Below are 24,592 nucleotides of genomic sequence, written 5' to 3'. Positions count from 1 at the left end.
ACCGCCAAAAAATCTCTCCTCGTTGGAGAGATTTTTGTTTTCAAGAGGGGTCCTCATAATTCACAAGTTATTTTTTATTTGATTGTGCGGTGAACGCACGACGAACACTTCCCCAAGCTGTTTTAATTAGGTTTACTTTTGTAGAATCGATTTTTTCACGGCTATAACGCGCCATCATGAAAGCATCGGTGACAGCATCAATATCTTCTTCTGCAGATGGCAATGTTTTTTTCAATGCATCAGAATGTTCAGACGGCGTTTGCGATGGTTTGCGCGCGACGCCATAATCACCACTACGACGTATCATCGCAAGATAGAAGAAGTAGATCTGTCGGCGTGGATCAAGCGACTTGAGGCGGATCAAAACCGGGCGTGGAATGATGCGTTTCCCTTCGAGGCGAGAAACGATGTTTTGCCAACCATCCGCTATTGCATGTGAAAGGCTTATACGGGCGGTATCCGCATTTCTACTCAGCCATTGCCAGGCGCTCATAAGCCAATTCGCAAAACGCGTCTTGCGGATGGCCACAAGGAGACCACCATGTTGTTTCGCAAACCAAATAAGCGAAAAAACAATAATGGCGATCAACGCTCCCCATAAGACTACTGAGCGTACAAGAACCCAAAGCGCATTGTGTGTTACAGGTAAAAGCGGCGTAGGTGGAGGCTCTGGCAATAAAGAAGGCAAAGGCGGCAATCTATCCTTGAGCGGGATGGGTTTTCCAAACAATAGAAGAGGGATGATAAACACAAGTGCCGCAACGAATACGATTAATCGTGCAAACAGCAAAAGTATATTTACCAGAAAACCGAGCAGGGTTGCCAATAGAGAGAAAAAGCCAATACTGTCGCCGGACGGCAGGATACCGACGACAACAATAAGGAGTGAGAAAAAGAGAAGGCTATATAATGCCCATCGTCTTGTCAGGTTGCTGGATGAGACAGGAATATGTTGTCGATTCCAATGGGTTTGTAATGACACTAAACGACTTTGGCTGAGCAACGCTAACCCAAAAACAAAATAGAGCAGAGCGCCCACTTCCCCACCGGAGAAGTGATTGAAACTTGCAAAGGAGGCTTGAGCATTGAATATAAAAACTGCCCGCAGATTAATGCGAGTAAGCGTAGCTAGCACCACAAGTGCAATACCTGTGCTGAAGGTTAGATTTGCCAGACGTTGATGAGCTGGCAGAAGGTCACTTTGAGAAGGATCGGCATCTTCGCGCAAGGCCAGTTCTTGATTCAGCCCAAGCTCACCGAGCAGATCAAGAAATTGTCCTGGCAAATACCAGGCAAGGAGGGCAAGTAATAAGGTAACGATAAATTCGGGGGTAAAAAACGCAGGGGTATATCCTCGAGCAAAAAGCGACATGTCCGCGATAAAGGCGTCTGGACCTTTAGCGTAGGAAAGTAACAACCGTATAAACAGTATGATAACGACCCATTGAGCCCCAAAGCTTTTCGCCCAATCTGGGCTTAACGGGATCAAAGGTTTGAAACTGCGATATGTGTACAGACGGTCAAGCACAATGAATAATGTAATGCCGGAAATAACGTCGGACGGCCACTCCGGCACAGTGTTGTGCAAAAGGGTGTTGATCGTCATGATAATGCAAACCATCATCATGAGTAACAGTACATAGCCGATGGCTCTCGTTGTCTTTTCTCTTCCTATCAATTTCGAGTTTGGCTGTTGATTCACTGTTTCCACACCTCCAAATCGTGTTCAGTGACAACAGAAAAAACCGGTATCCCAAAAAGTTTGGCATGGTGATCTATGTCTTTTTCTACCGGGTTCCTACCTGCCAAAATTAGTACAACATTCTGTCCGCACCGGCGCGCCTGATAGAGTTCATCCAACAGTTCACTATTGGCGGTTCCGGTGATCACGATCAGCGTGGTGCCCCACGCAAGTTGATAACGCTGGCGCTGGATCAGGGGAACAAGCGGCGATGATTCAATCGTCGCAGAGCGAGCCAATGTTTCCAGCAAGCGGATCAGGTGCAACCTCCCTTTTCCGGGAGGAATGGACTGTGGTGTACTATCAGCGGACAATGGATCATGTCCGTTTATCATCATCCCAACCATTTGCTGTTTACCAACAATCCAATTGGAAACAGATGCAGCAATGACAATGGCTAATTCCGATGAATCAATACGGTTTCGGTAAAAATAATCTTCAGCGTTAAGGTTCAAAACAACAAATGTTTCAAGTGCGATGGACGGTTCAAATAATCTAACCTGTAATCGTCCCATAGACGCAGAGGATTTCCAGTCGATCCTTCGCAAAGAATCGCCGGGTGCGTATCCACGCTTGCCAAAGATACGTGTCGGGTCTTCGAACAGCGGCAAGGCGTGTTGTAGCGTCCCTTGCGGTGAGTAGGATGGTATCTTGATGGACGTGAACGGGATGATCTTTGGATACACCACCAAGTGTTCAGCCTGATTTTCGGCTCGCAGTGACTTACTCAAGCCAAGAATATCGCCTGTTGAGATAGAAAGAGGTCCGATGGGATAATAGCCCCGTTTCAGAGCTTCTACTGAATACTCAAAATTCGCGTCAGCATGGGACTCGAGGTTGGTTGCCATTTGGAAATTACGTGGCCCCGCAAGCTCTACCGGCAAAACATCGCGAAGCTCAAGCCAGGGAATGGGTAACCAGCCCTTGTTTTGCACACGTAAATTGATCTTGACTTTCTCGCCAAGGAAAGCATGAGTATTGAAACGACGTTTGGTCTCAACTTGTGTTAAAGCCCTACGACCCCACCATAGTCCTGCGACAAACGCGCCAACCACAAGGTAGACCAACGACAAAGCAAAATCACCCCGCATAAATGCGGCAAGCAGTAAGAGCACTGCCAGCAGGGTCAGAAGTGGGGAATACATATCAGATACGCTCTAGCTATTCAGGTTACCCAGATCGAGCGGAGTGTTTTCCAACACATCTTCGAGAATAGTGAGTGCCGTACGCCCGCGAAGTTCAGCTTCAGGTTTGATGATAAGTCGGTGAGCAAGCGTTAACGGTACAAGAGTTTTTATATCTTCGGGAATCACATAGTCACGGCCACGAATGGCGGCTAAAGCCTGGGATGTTTTCAGCAAAGCAAGGCTCCCACGCGGACTTACGCCCAGCGACAGATCGGGGTGATTACGTGTGGCTTCGGTCAATGCAACAATATAATCCTGCAAAGTGACATCCACATTGACATCCCAAATTTTCTTTTGAAGGGAGAGCAGATCATTCCCATCGACCACTTTACCGATCTTTGTGATGGGGTGTTCACGCCACAGATTAACAAGGATCTGACGCTCATCTGCACGAGAGGGATATCCTAGCGAAAGCCGCATCAAGAAGCGGTCTAGTTGAGCTTCTGGGAGCGGAAACGTCCCCTCGTATTCGATCGGGTTCTGTGTTGCCAACACTAAAAACGGACGTGGCAGATCGTGCGTCACACCATCAACTGTCACTTGCTGTTCCTGCATGGCTTCCAGCAAGGCTGATTGGGTGCGCGGCGTGGCACGGTTGACCTCATCGGCCAGAAGGATGTTGACAAAGATCGGGCCAGGCTTGAATTCGAATTCCCCATCCTTTTGATTGAAGATCGAGACCCCGGTTACATCGTTCGGTAATAAATCGGGCGTACACTGGATACGCTTGAAACCGATTCCCAGGCTGGTTGCCACGGAACGTGCCAGCATGGTCTTACCCGAACCAGGCACATCTTCCAGCAGTACATGTCCCTCACATAACAAAGCCACAATGATGAACTCGATGGCCTGACGCTTGCCGATCACAACACGCTCTACGTTTTCGATCAAGGGGCCAACAAATTTCTGGACATCTTCCATATATATATCCTTATATCCGAACGAATTGTATTTGTGATTATATACTCATTTTGCCAGCCAACAAACCGACTGTAATGAGATTAGGAAGAATGAGCTCAAGGGTTGGCTTCTGAGTCTAAGGCGAACCAGTTCAAAGGTCGCAGTGAAACGTGTTTTCGTCCTCGGTGTTGTAAAATTGAGAGATCAAAGAGGAGTCAATATGGATCAATTCTTTGCCGGCAACGATTATTCAGGTCCCGCATTCGAGTTATTTGGCAATGCACACATCGCCATGTTAATCCTGTTGGTGCTTTTGAATTTGTTTCTGCTTCGGTTCAGATCTGGGAGCGAGGAGACCAAGCAAAAGGTACGCTGGACGATGGCGTTGGTCCTTTGGGGAAACGAGATCGCGTGGCATGCTTGGAATGTTGCCGTTGGCCGGTGGACAATACAGGAAATGTTGCCGTTTCACCTATGCAGTGTGTTGGTGTGGATCGGAGCACTGATGCTGGTGACCAAGAATTATCACATCTATGAATTCATGTATCTGATGGGGATCAGTGGAGCGACTCAAGCGCTCGCGACACCCGACCTAGATATCTTCGGTTTCCCACATTTTCGCTTCTTTCAAACATTCATCTCACACGGATTGATCGTCACGGCGGCCATCTACATGACAGTCGTTGAGGGGTTCCGCCCCACATGGAAGTCGGTTTGGCGAGTCTTCGTATGGATGAACATTTATATGATCCCCGTGTTCTTCCTGAACCAGGCCATCGGTAGTAACTACCTCATGATCAACCATAAGCCACCCACCGCCAGCCTATTAGACCTGCTCCCACCGTGGCCGATCTATATCCTTTATATGGAAGCCCTTGGGATGATCTTGACATTGTTGTTGTATTCTCCATTTGCGATCAAGGATTGGTGGGAGAAAGTCGAAGTGAATCGAAATCACACTTCAAGGCTTGAAGACCTTTCAAATTAAGGTAAAATACACGCTACATCGTTACTGGGGCGATGGCGGAATCGGCAGACGCAACAGACTTAAAATCTGTCGTTGGAGACAACGTGAGGGTTCGACCCCCTCTCGCCCCACCTTCATATGTCATTGTGCTCAAATAAAGCAGAGGGTTCCCGCCCAAAGACAAAGAGTACAATGACATTTGCATCTGAAAGGTTGGCAATGTACTTTACCCGTCAACAACTGGAAGAGATCGAAGATAAGGCCCTCGCGCCCTACGGCATGAGGAGCAGGGATACCAAAGGTCGCGCCTATCTGGATAACGAGCCTGAATATCGCACTTCATTCCAACGCGACCGTGACCGCATCCTACACACCACAGCCTTCCGTCGACTCGAATACAAGACGCAGGTTTTCATCAACTATGAAGGCGACTATTTCCGCACCCGCCTCACTCATACACTGGAAGTTGCTCAGATCGGCCGGACCTTTGCCCGCGCCCTAGGCGGGAATGAAGATCTCGTCGAAACCATTTGTCTTGCGCACGACCTCGGGCACTCCCCTTTCGGCCACTCCGGTGAAGTTGTCCTTGCACGATTGATGAAGGATTTCGGCGGGTTCGACCACAACAGGCAGTCTTTGCGCATTGTCACAGAGCTGGAACAACGCTATCCCGAATTCCCTGGCTTGAACCTCACATGGGAAGTACGCGAAGGAATGGTCAAACACGAATCCGAATATGACATCTCTGACGCGAAGGATTTCAATCCTGAATTGCGCGGCAACTTGGAAACGCAGATCGCCAACGTAGCCGATGAACTCGCCTACACCACACACGATCTTGATGACGGTCTGCGCTCAAGAATGATCACTCCGCAAATGCTGGATGGCATCGCGCTCTGGGAAATACTGCGCGAGACCTACAACTGGCACGGCCCGGAATTGAGCGAAATGGAACGTCATCGCATGATCCGTCAACTGGTCGGCATCATGGTCACGGATATGGTCGAGGCGACAGACAAGCGGCTCAAGGAAAGTAAGGTTAAGTCTCCGCTCGATATCCAAAAGCTCAAGAGCAATGTGATCGGTTACAGCGAAGAAATGCAACGCCGCAACCGTGAATTGAAAGACTTTCTGTATAAGAACCTATATCGCCATTACCGCGTGGTGAGAATGCAAGTCAAAGCTGAGAACCTGATCACGGACCTATTCAACGCCTACCGTGCAGAACCGACCATGCTCCCGAACACCATACAGGATACGATCAATGTTCGCGGTTTGGAACGCACCCTTTGTGATTACATCGCGGGTATGACAGATCGCTATGCCATCGAGGAACATCAAAAACTCTTCAACCAATTGGAAAGACCTTAGAAAAGGAGGAACAACATGTCACAGCAACAATACCTAACACCGGAAGGGGAAGAAAAACTGAAGGCGGAACTAAAAGAGCTCACCGGCCCCCGCCGTGAAGAACTGTCGCAACGCCTGCGCTCCGCCATTCAAATGGGCGATCTTTCAGAAAATGCCGATTACCACAAGGCCAAAGAAGATCAGGCCTTTTTAGAAGGCCGTATTCAAGAAATTGAAGCTATCCTGCGCTCTGCCACCATTATTGAGAAAAAATACAGCGACATGGTGACTGTCGGCTCACAGGTGACCATTCAAGAGGATAACTACGACCCCGAGACGTATTCTGTCGTGGGAGCCAGTGAAGCTGACCCACGCAAAGGCAAAATATCCAACGAGTCTCCATTTGGCAAAGCCCTGCTCGACCATAAAGTTGGAGATATAGTGGAAGCCGAAACGCCGGGCGGCAAAGTCAAGATCAAGATCCTGAAGATCGAGTAAAACAGGTTTACAACGAAAAAGAGACCGGCAGATTGCCGGTCTCTTTTGATTCAAACTCAAAGCGTTGGATTACTTCCCTGAACGGGGCCAGATCGCGAGTTCCAGTGTGATGCGTTCGAAGTAGCTGTTCGCTGGCAGAGCACCCATTCCATATTCCATATCCACTACAGTGGCAAGGAGTTGGAGTGTTTCTGTCTCCAGCAAAACTTGATCGCCTGCCTTGACTACATTCAAGTCACCTTTGGGCTCCAGCTTTGCGCGGATGTTCGGATCGTTGTACGCATGTTGTGACATCAAAACTTTTGTGGCAGTCTTGATATCGTTTTTATCAAACAACCAGATCTCTAGTGCAGCGACTTTCTTTGGCTCGCCTACACCGATAGTCTCTGAAACACCGACGCCGTATTCGCCAAGGAATTCGCCACCGCCCGTGTCAATGCTAAAGGACTCGTCATACAGATCGTCGCCAAGCACATACGTGGTCATGGTTTGTGTGATCGGAGGCGCAAGACCCATTTCTTCGAAATTGGTCTTTTCAGCTTTACGACTGGCCTCTGCGGCCGCCATGACAGCAGTTTGTGTACCAGGCCCCTTACGGAACAAACGATACAAATAAAAACCAGCTGCTGCAGCCACAATAACCAACACAGCAGCAGAAATGTACCAAACAAGACTACTTACCCCCGAACTACCATCCGCTGGTTGCGAAGGAACGATCGGGCCTTTTCTATTTTGAATCAATTCGCCAAAATGTTGCAAAACCGCTGGGTCAAGTTTTCCTGGATTAGCTTGAAGTCGAATATAGGCATCATTTGCTTTAGGCCCCAACGCCTCCCAAACGCGCATAGCTTCATCCTGATTATTGGTTCTGGCGTATGCTTCCGCCGCCATGCGTACCCAATCATCCTGCAAATCTGCCCGCAGAAGTTCGGGGGTTTGATCGGTATATGTTACAGGCCAAATAAACCACCCTACTAACAAACCTAATATCAACCCCAACACAACTCCCAAAATAAGGGCCACTCTTGGGTTTTTGAGGAGGTTCTTGACAATAGCGATTACTGCTTCCATGGCATTTTCCTTTTGTTTGGGTTATTACCTGAATTATATACCATCCCATCATGAAAACAACCTTCGGGTGGTACTAATCGTCTATTGATATAAGTTACTCTGCCATTTCAGGGACGATCGATTCGAGCAGGAAGGTCTCCTGACAATTCGTGCATTGCGCTTCCCGTTTATTGGCATACACAAGCAAACCGTTACACTTCGGGCAAGGCTGTTTGATCGGGCGTTTCCAGGACGTGAAGTCACAATTGGGGTAATTCTCACACCCGTAGAATGTGCGTCCCTTGCGTGTTTTTCTTTCCACAAGTTCGCCATGATCTTTCGGGCATTGAATACCGATCTTCTCAAGCCACGGTTCCGTATAACGGCAGGTTGGGAAGTTTGCACACGAGATAAATTTCCCAAACCGTCCATAACGGATGACAAGCTCGCCTCCATCTTCGGGACAGATACGTCCTATTTTCTCGGGCTCGCTCTTCGTGACGGGCATTTCTGCCTGCGCCTTTTTCAAGTCTTCTGCAAACGGATGGTAGAACGAGTGGATCACTTCCGTCCATTCCGCCTGACCGTTCGCGATCATATCCAAATCTTCTTCCATGCGGGCGGTAAATTGGAAGTCCACGATGTCTGAGAAATATTGCACCATCAAGTCATTGACCTGAATGCCAATGTCCGTTGGCATGAGGCGCTTTTCTTCGCGCAGAACATATCCACGCGCCTGAATGGTCGAGATCGTCGGCGCATACGTGGACGGACGTCCAATGCCATCTTCTTCCAAAGCTTGCACCAGCGAAGCTTCTGAGTAACGTGGCGGCGGTTGCGTGAAATGCTGTTCAGGAATCAAACGAACGAGTTCCTGTTTTTGTCCCTCGGCAATACCAGCCGGGATTTTCACATTCTCTTCGTCTTCTTCCGTCTTTACATCTTCATTCTTTGCTTCTTCATACACAACCAGGAAACCGATAAACTTTATAGCCGACCCTGAAGCGCGGAGAAGATATTCGTGCTCATTTGTCTTGCCGGTCACTTCCACTTGCAAGGTATCGTACACAGCCGCTTCCATCTGCGAAGCGACAAATCTTTGCCAGATCAAACGATACAACTTGAACATCGCAGGGTCGAGATATTCCTGCACCTGCTCCGGCGTCCGCATCACAGACGTAGGGCGGACTGCCTCATGCGCTTCCTGCGCATTAGCAGTTTTCTTTGTATATTGCGGCGGCTCGGGCGGCAAGAAATCCTGTCCATACTTGCCACCGACATATTCGCGAGCTTCCTGTTGCGCGATCGTAGACACATTGGTTGAGTCCGTACGCATGTAGGTAATTAAACCCGTCGTACCGCCATTGCCAACATCCTGACCTTCATATAGTCCTTGTGCAAGCGCCATCGTGCGGCGCGCAGTAAAGCCAAGTTTACGAGAAGCCTCTTGTTGCAAAGTCGATGTTGTAAATGGCGCAGAAGGTTTACGTCGACGTTCGCCGCGCTTGACCTTCGTCACCGAGTACGCAGCAGTTTCCATATCTACAAGGATCGGTTTAACTGTTTCTTCATTGGAAAGCTCGGGATCTTTCTCGTCGATCTTTGCCAACTTCGCAATGAAATTGGACTTCAACCCTTCAGGCTTAAACTCGCCATGAATGGACCAATACTCAACTGGCACAAACTCTTCGATCTCACGTTCTCTCTCAACGATCAGCCTGAGAGCCACTGATTGAACTCTGCCCGCTGACAGCCGTCCGCGCACCTTCTCCCACAGGATCGGGCTGATGCTGTATCCAACCAAACGGTCCAGAATGCGGCGCGCTTGTTGTGCATCCACCAGATCCATGTTGATCTGGCGCGGATGATTGAAGGCTTCCTTGATGGCTGGCTCCGTGATCTCATGGAACACCACACGTTTGGCGCGCTCCGGTTCGATCTCGGCCGATTCCAAAAGATGCCAGGAGATCGACTCACCTTCGCGGTCAGGATCGGTCGCGAGATAGACTTCTTCCGCCTTTTGCGCGAGTTTCTTGATCTCTTTGACTACTTCCTTCTTTTCATTCGGAACACGATACTTGGGCGTGAAATTGTTTTCCACGTCCACAGATAATTGAGATTTCAACAGATCGCGCACATGCCCCACCGAAGCGCGGACGGTATACCCTTTGCCGAGATAGCGACCAACAGTCTTCGCTTTTGCCGGAGACTCAACGATCACAAGTTTACCTTCGCGTTTCACCACCTTCACCTGCTTTTCAGGCTTTGGTGGTGGGATCAAACCCTCATGTGCATCTGTACGGCCCATCCGATAAAGTTTTGTTCCGCAAACAGAGCACACACCAATCGTGACAGGAGATACCTTTGCGTTAAAACCCGCAACGGGATCTGTCATCTCACGTTTGGTCTTGCACTTCATGCAATAAGCTTCCATGTACACACCTTTGTAATATCAGTTCGAGGACGGGAACTCTCCTCTTCGTAACATTACTACAAAAATTTATCCTGATTATGTTTCTTCAAATGTTCAACAATGTCGCGCACTTTTTGCGACTGATCCGTCTTGCAGACCATCAACACATCACCTGCATCCACGACCACCACATCATCCATGCCGATGGTAACAATAAGTCGCCGATCATCGATACTATAGACAAGCGTATTATGTGTATCAACTCCAAGATGCTGGGCATTGGTTACTACATTCCCGTTCATATCTGGGAATAGGACTTCAAAAAGTGAATCCCACGAACCGACATCACTCCAACCCAAACCGCCAGCGGGCAACACAGCCACTCGTTCTGCTTGCTCCATGATGCCGTAATCCACGGTTTGAGGTTTCAAATCATACCAAAGTTTTTGGATGACGCTTTCTTTCTGTGGCGTTTCCCATGCAGATGCGATCTCGTTCACAGCGGCAAACAATTCGGGCATCTGCCGCTCGATCTCTGCAAGGATGTTGTCCACGCGCCAGACGAACATGCCGCTATTCCATGAATGGTCGCCGCTCCGAAGCAATATCTGTGCTGTAGCCTCATCAGGTTTTTCAACAAATCGTTTGACCGCATATACCGGATATTTGTAATCACCATCCAGAGCTTCGCCTTGCTGAATGTATCCATATCCAATCGAGGGGAACGTTGGCGTAATGCCAAGTGTTACCAGATATTCTTTATCTGCCACATCGAACGCAGTACGAAGCAGATATTGGAACAGATCCTGATTGCGAATGTGATGGTCAGCCGTTTGTATCGCCATCACTGCCTGCGGATCGCGTTTCTTAAGGACAGCAGCCGCCAATGCTACCACAGATGCCGTACCACGCGGCGCAGGTTCAATTAAATAGTTCTCATTGGGGATGGAAGGCACCTGTTCCCGCATCTCACGCGCCTGTTCTTCAACAGTCACAACAAGAATGCGTTCAGGCGGAAACAGCTTCTCCAGTCGCGCCACCGTGCTTTGGAACATGGTCTCCTTTCCCAAGAGAGGCAACAATTGTTTTGGGGATTCTTTTCTTGAAACGGGCCAAAGACGAGTCCCCCCGCCTCCAGCCATGATGACAGCGTATGTATGTTCAGTCATTGTTTATGATTCACCGTTCAGTATCAAGTATTGTAGTCGGATTGTACCTCACGCACCGCAACATAGTTCATGCCACCCACCTGACGTACCATGCCCTTCAATTCCATCAATGCCAGTGCTGAAGATACTTTCTCTATCGGCAATTCAGATTGATTGCGTATTTCATCCACATGTAGAGGTTCGCTTCCCAGTACGCTCAATAATTTTGCTTCGGTTGGATCGCTCGGCATGATCTTACGAGCGGCCTTTTGCTCACCAACACGCGTGATATCCAAAGCTTGCATCAGATCGTTGACGCTCAACAAAGGCAACGCGCCTTTTTGGATCAATTTGTTCGTACCCTTGCTTTGAGGCGCAAGTATACTACCAGGCACTGCAAAGATTTCACGTCCCTGCTCGGCGGCGAATTCAGCAGTGATCAATGCACCACTTGTTTCACCTGCTTCGATCACAACCACGGCCAATGATAAACCAGAGATGATTCGATTGCGCGGCGGGAAATTGGACGCTTCAGGTGGTGTACCGGGAGCATAATCGCTGATGATCGCGCCGTGTTCCATCATTTGTTCGGCAAGACCACGATGCTCAGGCGGATAGATCTTATCCACACCCGAACCCAAGATGCCGATTGTTCGCCCGCCTGCCTTCAATGTTGCCTGATGCGCAACCGCATCCACACCACGTGCAAGACCGCTGATTACAGTAATGCCGTTTGCGGCAAGAAAGGACGATAACTCCTCAGTGATCTGTCTTCCATATGGCGTAACACGACGCGTACCCACAATCGCAACGGCAAATAGGTCATCAGGTAAATAATCACCGCGAATGTATAACACGGGCGGAGGCTGGTCAATTTCTTTCAATCGTTGCGGATATGCTTCATCCTGCCATGTCAGGATCTTGATCCCCTGTTGCTCGATCTTTTCCCAGACTTTATCTAAATCTACAGTATCGCGTGCTGAAACGACTCGCTCGATCACTTTCAACCCAAGGCCTGCTCCAGCCAAATCGACCGGGGACGCCCGCCAGGCAGATTCCAAATCACCAAAGTATGAGACCAGTCCCTGCATACGGACTGAGCCAATACCCTTGATGAGGTTGAAGCCGATCCAGTATTTTTTATCGTCCATGAAAACAATTTACCACAAAGCACACAAAGGATTTACGACCCAAAACATGCACTACCCGCAACTTACTACTTACAACTTGCTCTACAGCCCTTCGAGCAGATGAACTTTCAGTAAACCGCGATCAATATCCAGGTCCAGAATGACCGAGGGGATGGCGGGCAGAAGAATCTCCTTGCCAGAGTCATCCCGCACGATATAGACATCGTTGGCACCTGTCTCTAAAATCTCAGCCAATACACCAAGCGGACTGTCATTCTCGTCAACAACTTTGATGCCTAAAAGTTCATGTTTGTAATGTTCACCTTCAGGCAGTGGGACATCCTTCGTTGGCACGTACACCCATTGATTACGAAATAGCCCTGCTTCTTCCGGAGTGTTTACATCGTTGAATTTTACAAGCAATCCCAATTGATGAGGGCGTACGCTGGTCAGGGTCATCGGCTTGTGTTCCTCGCCCACCAAAAGTTTTCTGCCCTTTTTCATGCGTTCTGGGAAATCGGTATGCAAATCCATAATGATCTCGCCCTGTACCCCATGCGGACGTCGCAAAAATCCAACACTCAAATAAAGAGGCTCGCCTGTTGGCGAGCCTGTGTTTTTCGTATCGGCCATTATTCTGGCTCTACCACGTCGAGTGTGGCTTGCTTGCCTTTTTTCTCAGCGGCCACCCGCAACAATGTGCGAATGGAGTTGGCAACCTTGCCGCCTTTGCCGATGACGCGGCCCATATCGTCTTTGGCCACGCTCAACTCAATGCGAACCTTTGAACCACCCCCCATCTCGCGCACTTGCACGTCTTCGGGATGATCCACTAACGATTTGGCGATGTATTCAATAAGTTCTTTCATAATAAGACCATCTGTAGGTCACGCTTGAAACGTGACCTACTCATAGATAAATTTACTTGCCAGTGCGGGTGGTTGCACCGCGCACAGATTCAGCTTCAGCCGCTTCTTTGACGAGAGTTTCAATCGACTCGCCCTTCTTGAAGCGTTCCCAGCGGGCTGTGGTGCCGGAGCTCTTGAAAACCTGTGCCACTGATTCGGTCGGCAATGCACCGTTCTTCATCCAGTGGAACACGCGATCTTCATTCAAATGAATTGTTGCAGGTTGGGTACGGGGGTTGTAGAAGCCCAAGATCTCCAAAAAGCGGCCATCGCGAGGGGACTCACTGTCCGCGGCAACGACACGATAGGTGGGCTGACCCTTCAAACCAATACGACGTAAACGTAAACGAACCATCTTTCTTTTTCTCCTTAATATGTATTGTGTCTCAGACAGGCATAGAGGTGTGTGAAAGGACACATGCGGGCTGAAATCACAGGCCCGTATTTTACCAGAGAAATGTAAAGACTTCCGAAGTCTATAGGACTTCGGAAGTCTGCGGAATGATGAATGAAATCCTCGTACCTTGCCCCACGACACTCTCCGCCCAGATTTTCCCGCCATGCGCCTCAACTATATACTTTGCGATCGAAAGCCCCAAACCCATTCCACCAGAATCACTAGATTTATAAAAACGCTCAAAGACATGCGGCAGATCAGCGGATTCAATCCCCGGACCGTTATCCTCGACAAAAAGTAGCGCGCCTCTTTCCACGCCCGAGCCTGATTCAACCAAACCAACCTTTACCACGCCCTGACTTGGTGTATAGCGCAACGCATTCCCGATCAAGTTTGATAACACCTCGCGGATTCGCTGTGGATCGATATTCGCTTCTGCAACTTGTGTCAAAGATAATTCAAGAGTTATCTCTTTCTCTTTCGCCTGCGCTTCAAAACCTGCAACCGTATCGCGGACCAACTCATCCAGGTTTGTGGGTTCTCGCTTCAACTGCAAGCCGCCGCTTTCTGCCAATGCCAGCGTCCGCAAATCTTCGACCAGTCGCGAAAGGACTTGGGTCTCTTCAAGGACAGAACGTAAGCGAGCTTCGTCGGCGGGATACATCCCATCCAAGATACCTTCCACGTTGCCCTGAATAACAGTCAATGGTGTGCGCAGTTCGTGAGACACATCTGCAAGCATGTTACGGCGTTGCTTGTCATTCTCCTGTAAGCGTTCCGCCATCGAATTGAATCCACGCAACAACGAACGGACCTCAGTCGGCCCTCGTTCATCCACACGGACAGAGAAATCACCCTCAGCGACTTTATTCGAAGCTTCCACTAATTCATCCAACGGTTTGGAGACTCTGCGTAAGTTCCGTGTGGCGAATGCTCCAACAGCCACAACAAAAATTATGAACAAAACTCCAATTGGTAAAACCCACTGCAGTTGCGGCACAGAAATTTGAATGACACCTAACGCATTCAAAACCAAGCCAAGGATCGTAGCAAATAATACAAAACCAAAAAAGTTAAAGACGACAAAGAGACAACCCAACCTGCGAAAGAATGGATTATGCCTGCCCATACGGCGCCATCGATGCGGCTCGCGCGGAGGCCACTCTTCGTTCTCAGGCCACCAAGGCGGGCGATGATGTTGCATGTGTTCGCGTGTGCGATTACTGGAAAAAACAGGAGGTTGTCTCATAAAGTCATATCGGTGTGTAGGGGCAGGTCTTAGACCTGCCCCTACTGATTATTTATCCACAAATTTGTACCCTACACCATAGACAGTCAGAATATATTGCGGGTCGCTCGCCTTAGCTTCAATCTTGCGGCGGATGTTCTTGATATGTGCATCGATTGCACGTTCATAGGATTCGAACGCCACGCCATGAATAGCATCAAGCAATTGTGCACGAGTGAAAACACGGCCAGGTTGACGGGCCAGCGTTGCGAGCAATTCAAACTCGGTGGGAGTCAGTTCTTCGATCTCACGGTCTTCGGCTGTGACACGCATACGCGGTACATCGAGAGTCAGATCCGCAATGCGGATCATCTCGGAGCCAGCGCTCGTTGCGTTTTCGATACGCCGAAACACCACACGGACTCGCGCCACCAATTCCTTGGGGCTGAACGGCTTGGTCATGTAATCGTCAGCGCCGAGTTCAAGGCCGATGAGCTTATCCGATTCTTCGGAGCGGGCTGTCAGCATAATGATCGGGGCGTTGGAGGTTTTGCGAAACTCACGGGTAAAATCCAGCCCATCGAGCTGAGGCAGGCCGAGGTCCAGAATGACCGCATCTGGTTTCTCCGTCTTAGCGATGGACAAGGCTTTCTTCCCATCATGTGCTACCAAAACGGAAAATCCCGCGCGTTCCAGATAATCCTGCACGAGTTGGGTGATCTTAGGTTCGTCGTCTACAACAAGGATGGTTTTCATTCGTCTGATATTATACGATGAACAGCGGACAAACCTGCCCGCTGTTCATTTGATGCAAATTTATATTTGTGTTGACGCTGGTTGGCGTTTGATGATTTTTGTAAAGAACGGCATTTGCCACATCAAAACTCCAGTGAGCGTTAGGATGGGAAGTGAAATTTTAACCAAACTCCCAAACCATTCCATAGTGCCCAGCGGTGTGTACAAGTGTGCGATGACCATGCCCCCTATAATAAGGTGAATGGCACGCAAGATAGTTCGTAGGGTCTTGTTTGAAAAGTTCATCTCATTACCTCTTCATGGGTCATCTAATATATGACCTTGAGTTATTCGCTGTCTTTGGCGGATTCTTTACTTTCCTCGGACGGGTTGTGTGCCCGTTTATGCCACTCTGCGAACATCGGCGGGACTCCACCTTCCCAATGCCTGCCCCATGGGCCGTGACCATGATGATGTCCCATGTGACCCCACCAGCGCGGACCCCAGACCATCATGCGAAATGCTTTCATGGCGAGGAAGAAGAGGAAGAGCGGGATGAGGATGCCGAAGCAACCCAAGCCGAACCCAAAGTGATGGAAGGGCATTCCATGACCATATCCATAACCGTACATTGGGTATGGTACGGGAGCTGCTTGCACATCACCCGATGGAGCTTGGATGGTGACCCGTGATCCGTTTACTACACCTGCTTGAAAAGCGAAGAAGGCAATTCCAGCGATCGCGGCAACCAAAACCAAGCCTGCAAAAATACGTAAACCAATTTTGTTATCGTTCATTTTTACTCCTTTGTTTGAACTTATGACAGGAGTATAGATTTAGGTTGTGAATTGACTGTGAAGAGACAAGGGATAAAAACCTGTTGTTTTTTTCAATTTGCCGACGTACAATCTTAGTAGAATAAACAGAAGTATTCACCTATATCAGTCATATCTGAGCGATTTTGTCACAAAGGAGAAAGTATGTTGACCAGAATTCAAAATATCGCGCATACTCTTTTGGAAATAACCCAAAAATCGACAGCAAAGTTTGATACCGAACCGACGAAATGGTCATGGGCCAAACGCATTGGATCATATGACGCAGTACCAGACCCCTACAACAGTTTTTTCAAACCGCTAATAGAATCAGGAAAAACGTTCCCGTATACGGTTCAAACCCCAGCCTTCGATAGGTTTATGTTTAAGAGCACCGAAAAACTTGTCTGCGACCTGGATGATGACATCGTCGTCCTTGAAAAACACGGGGACACATTTGAGACACAACGATACCCCATCGAACGAATCAGTTATTTTGAAATACGTACCATCTTATTGGATTGTCAAATCAAGCTATACGGAGTGAACAGTGACGGCGTGAATATTTCGACCACACTCAAATTCAACTCAGTGACAGACTATCTGTTTGAGCCACTCCTTCAAAAAATAAGACTGGCGAGAACAAACATCAACATAGATCGGGATGCAGAAGTAGCAAAATTCGATCACCTGATGAAAACGAACTTCAAGTTCATGAACTATGCCAGGCGCAGTATATTGGCAGGAGAAAAGGTCATTCACTTCATCTTCCAACCCGAAATTACTGAAAAAATATTTACGTTTTTAGGAAATACTTACTATAAAACAATCCACCCAACTCACATGGTTACTCTAACCGACCACGAGTTCATTATGATTCATGAAGAGAAAGAACGGATGGGGAAAGGTAATTATGGCGGCACATGGACTTACATTCAACTCAACAGGATCAAAAAACTTTCTATAAGCGCGAAAAATGATGATCTGCTTACACTATCCATTCAACTATCTGAAGCCGCATCTCTTGATGTCCCGTTTCAGGTTTCTGCAAAAGAGGATATCAATCAATTACTGACAAGTTTTGATCAGTTGATAAAGAAATAACAGATCAAAGCCATCAAATCGCAAGCCTAATAATAACAGCCACCATAAAGGTGGCTGTTATTGATTCTTTGATAAAATTTAATCTTTCTGTATGCCTTCTTACCGCCCAAACAAATTCCCCAAGCCTTTACCACCTGTCTTCTGCAACATCTTCATCATTTTCTGTGCTTCACGAAACTGCTTGATCAAGCGGTTCACGTCTTGTACTTCCATGCCACAGCCAGCGGCAATGCGTCGTCGTCGTGAGGCATTCAGAATATCGGGATCACGGCGTTCTTTCAAAGTCATCGAATAGATGATCGCTTCCGATTGTTTGAAGCTATCTTCCATTTGTTTTGGATCCACCTGGCGAGCCGCCTGCCCCAACTGACCGGGCAACATGTCCATGATCTGCGCAAGCGGTCCCATTTTTTTCATCTGCTTCATTTGCTCGAGCCAGTCCTCGAGCGTGAACTGTCCCTTCATCATGCGTTCAGCAGATTTCTGCGAAACTTCCTGATCGAACGCCGCTTCGGCCTTTTCGATCAAGCCGATCATATCGCCCATGCCCAAAATACGTGATGACAAGCGTGAGGGGTCATACGTTTCGAGCGCGTCAAGCTTCTCACCCGTACCGATAAACTTGATCGGCACACCCGTCACCGAGCGGATCGAGATCGCCGCACCGCCGCGCGAATCACCATCCATTTTCGTCATCATCAAACCCGTGATCGACACATTATCACGGAACCCCTGCGCGATGTTCAACGCTTCCTGACCGATCATGGAATCGACTACGAGCAAAATTTCCACAGGCGGGACTTTCGCCACGATGGCCTTTAACTCGTCCATCAACTGCGCGTCCAACTGCGACCGACCGGCTGTATCCACGATCATGATGCTGTATCCACCCTTTTCAGCTTTCTCAAAAGAGCGCTTCACGAGTTCAGGTGGCTTGATGCTCAAATCTGCTTCCACAGGGACATCGATCCGCTCGCCGAGTTGTTGGAGCTGAGTCACAGCCGCGGGGCGATATGGGTCACCAGCGACGAGCATCACGCGCTCCCCTTTCGAGCGGAGCATCTTCGCCAGTTTGCCTGCGCCAGTCGTTTTACCCGAGCCTTGCAAACCGACCATCATAACGACATGCGGTTTCGGTCCACGAAGGTTTAATGGCGCAGGTTCACCAAGTGTGGCGATCAATTCTTCATTGACGATCTTGATGACTTGCTGACCCGGGTTCAACGCTTTTGAGACTTCGGCCCCGATGGCTCGTTCACGTACACGCGCGATAAATGTTTTTACAACGCTGAAGTGCACATCCGCTTCGAGGAGGGCAAGGCGCACTTCGCGCATCGCTACATCCACATCCGCTTCGGAGAGTTTGCCGCGCTTGCGGAGTCCGTCAAATACTTGATTGAGTCTGTTAGTTAAATTTTCAAACATAAAATATCTTCTGTCATTGCGAGGGCATTAGCCCGAAGCAATCTCCTATGAGGACGAGTTACCGACAATATTGGGGATTGCTTCGTCGCCCTACGGGCTCCTCGCAATGACGATGTATCAGTGTAGGCACAAGATTGTAGTGGCGAAGCAGGTTCAGGTCAAGTATGAGGCGGGTGTGAGGTGTGTATCATGCTTATAAGTTTGATAAATTTCCATCGTCAGTAAGTATCCAAAACAGATATTTGTCCCATCAAAGTTAATACAACACGCCTAAGTTCGAGAATGTTTGCTTGACAATCCCCAACTCCCACAGTAAAATCACGGACGCTTAACAACAGAATATCTGCCGAGATAGCTCAGTTGGTAGAGCACGCGACTGAAAATCGCGGTGTCCACAGTTCGATTCTGTGTCTCGGCACTCTCGGTGCAAGTTGACCGAATGCGGGCGTAGTTCAGTGGTAGAACGTCTCCTTGCCAAGGAGAAGGTCGTGAGTTCGAATCTCATCGCCCGCTCAGTTCTTTAAAATGGCGTCGTGGCCAAGTGGTAAGGCAAGGGTCTGCAAAACCCTCATTCAGGGGTTCGAATCCCCTCGACGCCTCTAGCAAGTTTTGATGGACGCCGCAAGGCGTCTTTTTTATTCATGGGTTTCCCCACAGGAGGGATGACACGAATCATCTCAACGCCTCTAGCAAGTCTTAATGGACGCCGCAAGGCGTCTTTTTTATTCATGGGCTTCCCCGCAGGGGGGATGATACGAATCCCCTCGACGCCTCTAGCAAGTTTTGATGGACGCCACAAGGCGTCTTTTTTTATTCATGGGTTTCCTCGCAGGAGGGATGTTACAAATCATCTCGGCCCTCTAGCATAATGGACGTCGCAAGGCGTCTTTTTATTCATGTGTTTCGCCGCAGGTGGGATAGTATTCATTATGGGCACATATCCTCTCGACGCCTCTTGCAATTTCAGATTGATACTTTGCGATTTTCGATCGACGCCATAAGGCGTCTTTTGTTTTGCATTCATTAGGAGATAACCCCACGATATTCTTTACTTTATTGAACGTAAAAAATCCACAACAAAAATAAGATTCGCACCTTCGTTCAGACAACTTTGTTTTATAATGAATCTGTTGGATTTATCGACCGGGGGTACCCCGTCTGCATTTATTTTTTGGTAACCGACCTACGATATGAAAATCTTGTACGTTGAAGATGAAGTACCCCATGTAGAGCTGGCACAACGGACCCTTGAGAACAATCTCAAGGAAAGTTTTGTCCTGCTTAACTGCGAATCGTGCAAAAGCGCACTCGAACTCCTCAAGACTGAAACTAATATAGATATTGTTCTGACAGACCTACGCCTACCAGATGGTTCCGGCTTGGATCTTTTAAAAAGTATCCGTGAACTGCCGTACCCACCGGCGGTCGTATTGGTCACCGGACAGGGCGATGAACAAGTGGCTGTTGCGGCGCTGAAAGCCGGTGCGGCAGATTACCTCGTTAAACAAAGTGATTATCTGCATCGCCTGCCCGTGGTCATCAAAAACGCAGTTGCGCAAAACAATCTAGCCCGTGAGCAAGCCGCAAAACTTGAAGCGGAAGTCAAATATCAGGCGCTTGTTGAGCAAATTCCTGCGGTCGTTTTCCTGGATAACATAGATGACGAGGAATCGACCATTTATATCAGCCCACGTGTTGAGGAGCTAACTGGCTATACCCCAGAACAATGGCACGCAGATCCGCAAATTTGGGAAAAGAATATCCATCCTGATGATAAAGATCGGGTTCTTAGTCATGACAAAAGAACCCATGTACATGGCGACCGCTTTCAAGAGGAATATCGATTTATTCGCCGCGATGGACGTGTAATCTGGATCAAGGAAGACACGAATCTTATCCGCGACAAGAGTGGAAATCCGCTTTACTGGCAGGGTATCCTAATTGACATCACAAAGGATAAGGATAACGAAGCCGCCCTACAAAGACAACTCGAGGAGTTGACCATTTTGAACGCGGTCACTCTGGCCGGCACTGAAGAAACCACAGAAGACAGAGTCATTGAAAGATTTGTGCAGATCGTCACGCTGATCTACAGCGAGGTGTGTGGTGTGCTTCTACTCAATAATGAACGGGATGTATTAATACCTCACCCATCGTATTATGGAGCCGATGTTTCAAGCTGGGAAAAAGGCACCCCGCTCAACCAAGGCGTGACAGGAAAATCTGTACTTACTGGAAAAGCAATACGGCTTGACAATACAGCGAACGAACCGGCCTTCATTGAAATTGCTCCAGGTGTCCGTTCAGAGTTGTGTATCCCCATCCGCGTGGATCAACGTATTATTGGAGTGCTTAATGTTGAGAGCCGAAAGCTCAACGCCTTCGATGACGACGATGAACAATTCTTGACGACCGTCGCAGGCACCTTGGGGACTGCCCTTGAGAGACTCCGTTTGTTCAATGCAGAGCAACAACGTAACAAGGAATTGTCCATGCTGTATCTGGCTACAAGGTCACTGACCTATAGCTTGAAACCAGAAATCATTGCACAGAATTTACTCGAAACCATGGCCGATCTAATTGGTTATGAGGTCAGCACCATCACCTTGATAGATGATGAAACGCAGAATCTGATTCCATTGGCGGTCAACTACAAGGGATATACAGAAGAAGCTCATCAAGCCGAACTAAAACGACTTCGAAATCTAAATATCAAGCCAGATCAAGGGTTGGTCGGATGGGTTATTCAAAACAACTTACCCGTGTGTGAAGGGGATGTTCTCACCAATCCGCTATATTTGTCCCTACATGAAGGGATGCGATCTCTTCTGTGTGCGCCTCTGGCTATTCGAGGAGGCGTGATCGGTGCACTCACCCTTGAATCGCGGGAAATAAATGCCTACAACAAGCACGATGAAAGCTTATTAACTACATTAGCAAGCTCCGCCGCCATCGCCCTGGAAAATGCTCATCTTTACGAGACAGAACGCGTTCGCCGTCAGGATGCTGAATTATTGAGAGAAGCGACAGCATCTCTCAGTATCCATATCGAGATCAAATCCTGTCTGGAACAAATACTCAATTCACTCATGAGGATCGTCTCCTACGATAGCGCATCCATCTTCCTTGAAGATGAGTATGGCGATATGGAAATCGTCGCAATAAGAGGTTTTCCTGAAGAAAGCAATTTAATTGGAAAGAAACTTGGGAAAACAGAGAAGTGGCGCGAACTTACAACAGCCCGAAAAACACTTATAATGCCGGACGCCCAACAAGATCCACGTTTTGAAAAGTGGGAAGGTACAGAACAAATCCGTGGCTGGATGGGTATTCCCATGATCTCGCAAGACAAAATCGTTGGTTTTATCAACCTCGATAGCCATCGCATCAACGCGTTTACAGAGCGTGATGCCACCATTGCCCGGACCTTTGCCAACTCTGCAGCCGTGGCAATAAAAAATGCACAACTATTCGCATCCCAACGTGAACAGTTCATACGTGAAGCGGCAATCCTAACCCTCATGCGGTCAGCAGTATCTTCACTGGATCTGGACAAAGTACTACACATAATCCTAGATCAACTTATCAAGCTTCTTGGTGCAGATGCGGGAAGTATTCAACTTCTTCAAGGGGATCAATTACAGATCGCAACAGCGGTCGGCTTTGACAGCAGACTATTTGCAGTGGACGGATTTGTTTCATTGCACGATTATCCATTAAACCAATTTGCGATTGAGACACAAAAGGCAGTTCGCCTGGATGATGTCAAACAAGACGACAGATACATACAAGTTCGTAATTTAAGTGAAACAATATCTTTCATCCTGATCCCATTAATTTCCAAAGGGGTGTCGATCGGGCTGATTACGCTTGACAGTAGGAAGCCCGCCTACTTTACCGAGCGCGATGTGGAAATAGGCGTAGCAATTGCCAATCATGCTTCCATCGCCATAGAAAACGCAAGGCTCTATGATGAGACACAACGCCGTTTGAAGGAAATGGTGTCGATCAATCGCATCTCACTCGCCATGCGAGGGACCCAATCGCAATCAGAGATGTGCAATATTCTTTTGAACGAAGCACTTGATCTGTTGAACGCAGAGCATGGATCGGTCTGGACGTATGACGCATCTACGAATATGTTGGTGCAACGCTCCGCTCGCGGGGTCGCGGCCAAGGTTAAATATCCCCGTATCAAGCCCAACGAAGGCATTACAGGGCATGTCATCTCCACGGGCAATGTCTACATTACGGCCGATCTGAAAAACGACCCGCTATTCTTTGACGGCAATCGCGATGCCATTCTCGAGGGATTCGCAGGCGCTGGCATTCCCATTTATTCAACAGATGGGATACTGGGCGTGCTCATGGTACAGATCGAATCAAGCAGGCACGTGGAAGACCACGTCGGTCTCTTGACAACTCTCGCAGAGATCGCAGGTAATGCAATCCATCGTGCGGATTTATTCGAACAAAGCCAGGATCAGATCCGCAAGCTGACCACCCTGCGTGACATCGACTCTGCCATCGCTTCATCCACGGACCTGCGGGTGACACTCAACATTTTGATGGATCATACGCTGAGACATCTCAAAGTCGATGCCGTGGATATTCTTCTCTATCACCCCGAACTTCAAAGCCTGACGTACATGAGTAGTGCAGGGTTCCGCGCATCTTCTCCCACCCGCCCATTGATGAGAATCGGTGATGGGTTGGCTGGGCAGGTCGTTATGAAAGGAAGAATCGAACAGGTCCCCGATCTGCAAGCTTTGAACGAAGCAAAACGCGACCCCTTATTGATGCGCGAGGGATTTACATCCTATATTGGCGTGCCACTTATCGTGAAGGGACAGATCAAAGGCGTGTTTGAGATCTTCCATCGTTCTCCGCTTTCCGTCAACAACGAATGGATGCAGTTCATGCAAACACTGACCGGACAAGCCGCGATCGCCATCGATAACTCTCAATTATTTGACAATCTACAACGTTCAAACCAGGAGATCAGGCAGGCATACGATACAACCCTTGAGGGATGGGCGCGCGCACTTGAGCTACGAGACCGTGAGACAGAAGGCCATACTCGCCGCGTGACCGACCTGACCATGCGCCTTGCTCGTCACATGAGGACGAGCGAGGATGAATTGGTCAATATTTATCGTGGCGTGCTATTGCACGACATTGGCAAAATGGGTGTACCCGATCAAATTTTGAGGAAGACCGGCCCGCTCAACGATGGTGAATGGGTTGAGATGCGCAGGCACCCGCAATATGCATTTGACCTGTTGGCCCCCATCCCCTATCTGCGGCCTGCTCTTGATATTCCGTACTGTCATCATGAACATTGGGATGGAAGCGGATACCCACGCGGATTAAAGGGTGAACAGATCCCACTTTCTGCGCGCATCTTTTCCGTTGTGGATATTTGGGACGCCCTGTTATCAGACCGCCCGTATCGAAATGCATGGTCCCGTGAGAAAGTGAAAAAGTATCTAAAAAACATCTCTGGGACAGTTCTTGATCCCAGGATCGTCGAAACCTTCCTGACAATGATCGAGCAGGAGGAAAATCAAAACGGGATGGCTTGATCGCCATCCCG

20 protein-coding genes and 4 tRNA genes are annotated in these 24,592 nt (G+C 48.6%); 9 read left to right on the top strand and 15 right to left on the bottom strand.

All coding sequences use genetic code 11. The features are described 5' to 3' along the window. Positions 1-67 precede the first annotated feature (67 nt). From IPP66_13515 to IPP66_13505, 3 genes are read right to left on the bottom strand one after another with little or no spacing between them, the layout of a single operon-like run. Positions 68-1,702: a DUF4129 domain-containing protein gene (locus IPP66_13515; protein MBK9926294.1), complete on the bottom strand. Its 1,635-nt coding sequence runs from the start codon at positions 1,700-1,702 to the stop codon at positions 68-70. Then, positions 1,699-2,886: a DUF58 domain-containing protein gene (locus IPP66_13510; GenBank protein MBK9926293.1), complete on the bottom strand. Its 1,188-nt coding sequence runs from the start codon at positions 2,884-2,886 to the stop codon at positions 1,699-1,701. The genes IPP66_13515 and IPP66_13510 overlap by 4 nt, the downstream gene beginning before the upstream one ends. Positions 2,887-2,898: 12 nt before the next feature. Continuing rightward, a complete protein-coding gene (locus IPP66_13505) occupies positions 2,899-3,849 on the bottom strand; it encodes a MoxR family ATPase (protein ID MBK9926292.1) in 951 nt (316 codons plus the stop codon). A gap of 199 nt (positions 3,850-4,048) precedes the next feature. On the opposite strand from IPP66_13505, the gene IPP66_13500 reads away from it, so the two are divergent. The 4 genes from IPP66_13500 to greA all read left to right on the top strand — a co-directional run bounded on the left by IPP66_13500 (position 4,049) and on the right by greA (position 6,643). Beyond that, entirely contained in the window at positions 4,049-4,816 is a 768-nt protein-coding gene (locus IPP66_13500; GenBank protein MBK9926291.1) for a TIGR02206 family membrane protein, read from the top strand. A 26-nt stretch (positions 4,817-4,842) separates the two neighbouring features. Beyond that, positions 4,843-4,926 (top strand) — tRNA-Leu (locus IPP66_13495). A gap of 88 nt (positions 4,927-5,014) precedes the next feature. Beyond that, entirely contained in the window at positions 5,015-6,166 is a 1,152-nt protein-coding gene (locus tag IPP66_13490) for a deoxyguanosinetriphosphate triphosphohydrolase (protein ID MBK9926290.1), read from the top strand. 15 nt (positions 6,167-6,181) lie between these two features. Continuing rightward, positions 6,182-6,643 (top strand): transcription elongation factor GreA, encoded by a 462-nt coding sequence (gene greA / locus IPP66_13485; protein MBK9926289.1) that lies wholly within the window; start codon positions 6,182-6,184, stop codon positions 6,641-6,643. Positions 6,644-6,712: 69 nt separating this feature from the next. On the opposite strand, the gene IPP66_13480 is transcribed toward greA, so the two are convergent. From IPP66_13480 to IPP66_13435, 10 genes are all read right to left on the bottom strand, one after another. Beyond that, a complete protein-coding gene (locus IPP66_13480) occupies positions 6,713-7,714 on the bottom strand; it encodes a hypothetical protein (GenBank protein ID MBK9926288.1) in 1,002 nt (333 codons plus the stop codon). 94 nt (positions 7,715-7,808) lie between these two features. Next, positions 7,809-10,088 (bottom strand): type I DNA topoisomerase, encoded by a 2,280-nt coding sequence (topA, locus tag IPP66_13475; GenBank protein ID MBK9926287.1) that lies wholly within the window; start codon positions 10,086-10,088, stop codon positions 7,809-7,811. A gap of 95 nt (positions 10,089-10,183) precedes the next feature. Then, the gene (locus tag IPP66_13470; GenBank protein ID MBK9926286.1) at positions 10,184-11,275 is read right to left on the bottom strand and encodes a mannose-1-phosphate guanylyltransferase; all 1,092 of its coding nucleotides are present in this window, start codon (positions 11,273-11,275) and stop codon (positions 10,184-10,186) included. Positions 11,276-11,298: 23 nt separating this feature from the next. Further along, a complete protein-coding gene (gene dprA, locus IPP66_13465; protein ID MBK9926285.1) occupies positions 11,299-12,405 on the bottom strand; it encodes a DNA-protecting protein DprA in 1,107 nt (368 codons plus the stop codon). A gap of 81 nt (positions 12,406-12,486) precedes the next feature. Beyond that, positions 12,487-13,017, bottom strand: a complete 531-nt coding sequence (rimM, locus tag IPP66_13460) for a 16S rRNA processing protein RimM (GenBank protein ID MBK9926284.1) — start codon at positions 13,015-13,017, stop codon at positions 12,487-12,489. After that, on the bottom strand, positions 13,017-13,253 hold the full coding sequence (locus IPP66_13455; protein MBK9926283.1) for a KH domain-containing protein: 237 nt from the start codon (positions 13,251-13,253) through the stop codon (positions 13,017-13,019). The genes rimM and IPP66_13455 overlap by 1 nt, the downstream gene beginning before the upstream one ends. Before the next feature lie 52 nt (positions 13,254-13,305). After that, entirely contained in the window at positions 13,306-13,647 is a 342-nt protein-coding gene (gene rpsP / locus IPP66_13450; GenBank protein ID MBK9926282.1) for a 30S ribosomal protein S16, read from the bottom strand. Between the two features lie 121 nt (positions 13,648-13,768). Continuing rightward, positions 13,769-14,938, bottom strand: coding sequence for a HAMP domain-containing histidine kinase (locus tag IPP66_13445; GenBank protein MBK9926281.1), 1,170 nt, complete (start codon positions 14,936-14,938; stop codon positions 13,769-13,771). Between the two features lie 48 nt (positions 14,939-14,986). Then, on the bottom strand, positions 14,987-15,673 hold the full coding sequence (locus IPP66_13440; GenBank protein MBK9926280.1) for a response regulator transcription factor: 687 nt from the start codon (positions 15,671-15,673) through the stop codon (positions 14,987-14,989). Between the two features lie 326 nt (positions 15,674-15,999). Beyond that, on the bottom strand, positions 16,000-16,449 hold the full coding sequence (locus tag IPP66_13435) for a hypothetical protein (protein ID MBK9926279.1): 450 nt from the start codon (positions 16,447-16,449) through the stop codon (positions 16,000-16,002). A 183-nt stretch (positions 16,450-16,632) separates the two neighbouring features. On the opposite strand from IPP66_13435, the gene IPP66_13430 reads away from it, so the two are divergent. Continuing rightward, complete coding sequence (locus IPP66_13430; protein MBK9926278.1) at positions 16,633-17,571, top strand: hypothetical protein; 939 nt, start codon at positions 16,633-16,635, stop codon at positions 17,569-17,571. A 99-nt stretch (positions 17,572-17,670) separates the two neighbouring features. Here IPP66_13430 and ffh read toward each other — a convergent pair whose 3' ends face one another. Further along, complete coding sequence (gene ffh, locus IPP66_13425) at positions 17,671-18,996, bottom strand: signal recognition particle protein (protein MBK9926277.1); 1,326 nt, start codon at positions 18,994-18,996, stop codon at positions 17,671-17,673. 345 nt (positions 18,997-19,341) lie between these two features. Between ffh and IPP66_13420 the strand changes: the two genes are divergently transcribed. The 3 genes from IPP66_13420 (at position 19,342) to IPP66_13410 (ending at position 19,595) form a co-directional block, all read left to right on the top strand. Beyond that, positions 19,342-19,414, top strand: a tRNA-Phe gene (locus IPP66_13420). Positions 19,415-19,437: 23 nt separating this feature from the next. Then, a tRNA-Gly gene (locus IPP66_13415) sits at positions 19,438-19,509 on the top strand. Between the two features lie 14 nt (positions 19,510-19,523). Continuing rightward, a tRNA-Cys gene (locus IPP66_13410) sits at positions 19,524-19,595 on the top strand. Here IPP66_13410 and IPP66_13405 read toward each other — a convergent pair. Continuing rightward, positions 19,565-19,726: a hypothetical protein gene (locus IPP66_13405; GenBank protein MBK9926276.1), complete on the bottom strand. Its 162-nt coding sequence runs from the start codon at positions 19,724-19,726 to the stop codon at positions 19,565-19,567. The two genes, IPP66_13410 and IPP66_13405, sit on opposite strands and share 31 nt — an antisense overlap. A gap of 460 nt (positions 19,727-20,186) precedes the next feature. Between IPP66_13405 and IPP66_13400 the strand changes: the two genes are divergently transcribed. After that, entirely contained in the window at positions 20,187-24,581 is a 4,395-nt protein-coding gene (locus tag IPP66_13400; protein ID MBK9926275.1) for a GAF domain-containing protein, read from the top strand. Positions 24,582-24,592: the final 11 nt, after the last annotated feature.

This window comes from Candidatus Defluviilinea proxima (assembly GCA_016721115.1).
GTDB classification, from domain to species: domain Bacteria; phylum Chloroflexota; class Anaerolineae; order Anaerolineales; family Villigracilaceae; genus Defluviilinea; species Defluviilinea proxima.
This window is presented reverse-complemented; position numbering and strand designations above follow the sequence as displayed.

Coding starts and splice junctions, on each gene's coding strand:
- IPP66_13490 (MBK9926290.1), top strand. CDS start 5,015: ATGTACTTTACCCGTCAACAACTGGAAGAGATCGAAGATAAGGCCCTC.
- ffh (MBK9926277.1), bottom strand. CDS start 18,996: ATGTTTGAAAATTTAACTAACAGACTCAATCAAGTATTTGACGGACTC.
- IPP66_13435 (MBK9926279.1), bottom strand. CDS start 16,449: ATGAACGATAACAAAATTGGTTTACGTATTTTTGCAGGCTTGGTTTTG.
- IPP66_13510 (MBK9926293.1), bottom strand. CDS start 2,886: ATGTATTCCCCACTTCTGACCCTGCTGGCAGTGCTCTTACTGCTTGCC.
- rpsP (MBK9926282.1), bottom strand. CDS start 13,647: ATGGTTCGTTTACGTTTACGTCGTATTGGTTTGAAGGGTCAGCCCACC.
- IPP66_13500 (MBK9926291.1), top strand. CDS start 4,049: ATGGATCAATTCTTTGCCGGCAACGATTATTCAGGTCCCGCATTCGAG.
- IPP66_13505 (MBK9926292.1), bottom strand. CDS start 3,849: ATGGAAGATGTCCAGAAATTTGTTGGCCCCTTGATCGAAAACGTAGAG.
- IPP66_13405 (MBK9926276.1), bottom strand. CDS start 19,726: ATGAATAAAAAAGACGCCTTGCGGCGTCCATTAAGACTTGCTAGAGGC.
- IPP66_13440 (MBK9926280.1), bottom strand. CDS start 15,673: ATGAAAACCATCCTTGTTGTAGACGACGAACCTAAGATCACCCAACTC.
- topA (MBK9926287.1), bottom strand. CDS start 10,088: ATGACAGATCCCGTTGCGGGTTTTAACGCAAAGGTATCTCCTGTCACG.
- IPP66_13400 (MBK9926275.1), top strand. CDS start 20,187: ATGAAAATCTTGTACGTTGAAGATGAAGTACCCCATGTAGAGCTGGCA.
- IPP66_13480 (MBK9926288.1), bottom strand. CDS start 7,714: ATGGAAGCAGTAATCGCTATTGTCAAGAACCTCCTCAAAAACCCAAGA.
- dprA (MBK9926285.1), bottom strand. CDS start 12,405: ATGGACGATAAAAAATACTGGATCGGCTTCAACCTCATCAAGGGTATT.
- IPP66_13445 (MBK9926281.1), bottom strand. CDS start 14,938: ATGAGACAACCTCCTGTTTTTTCCAGTAATCGCACACGCGAACACATG.
- IPP66_13430 (MBK9926278.1), top strand. CDS start 16,633: ATGTTGACCAGAATTCAAAATATCGCGCATACTCTTTTGGAAATAACC.
- greA (MBK9926289.1), top strand. CDS start 6,182: ATGTCACAGCAACAATACCTAACACCGGAAGGGGAAGAAAAACTGAAG.
- IPP66_13455 (MBK9926283.1), bottom strand. CDS start 13,253: ATGAAAGAACTTATTGAATACATCGCCAAATCGTTAGTGGATCATCCC.
- rimM (MBK9926284.1), bottom strand. CDS start 13,017: ATGGCCGATACGAAAAACACAGGCTCGCCAACAGGCGAGCCTCTTTAT.
- IPP66_13470 (MBK9926286.1), bottom strand. CDS start 11,275: ATGACTGAACATACATACGCTGTCATCATGGCTGGAGGCGGGGGGACT.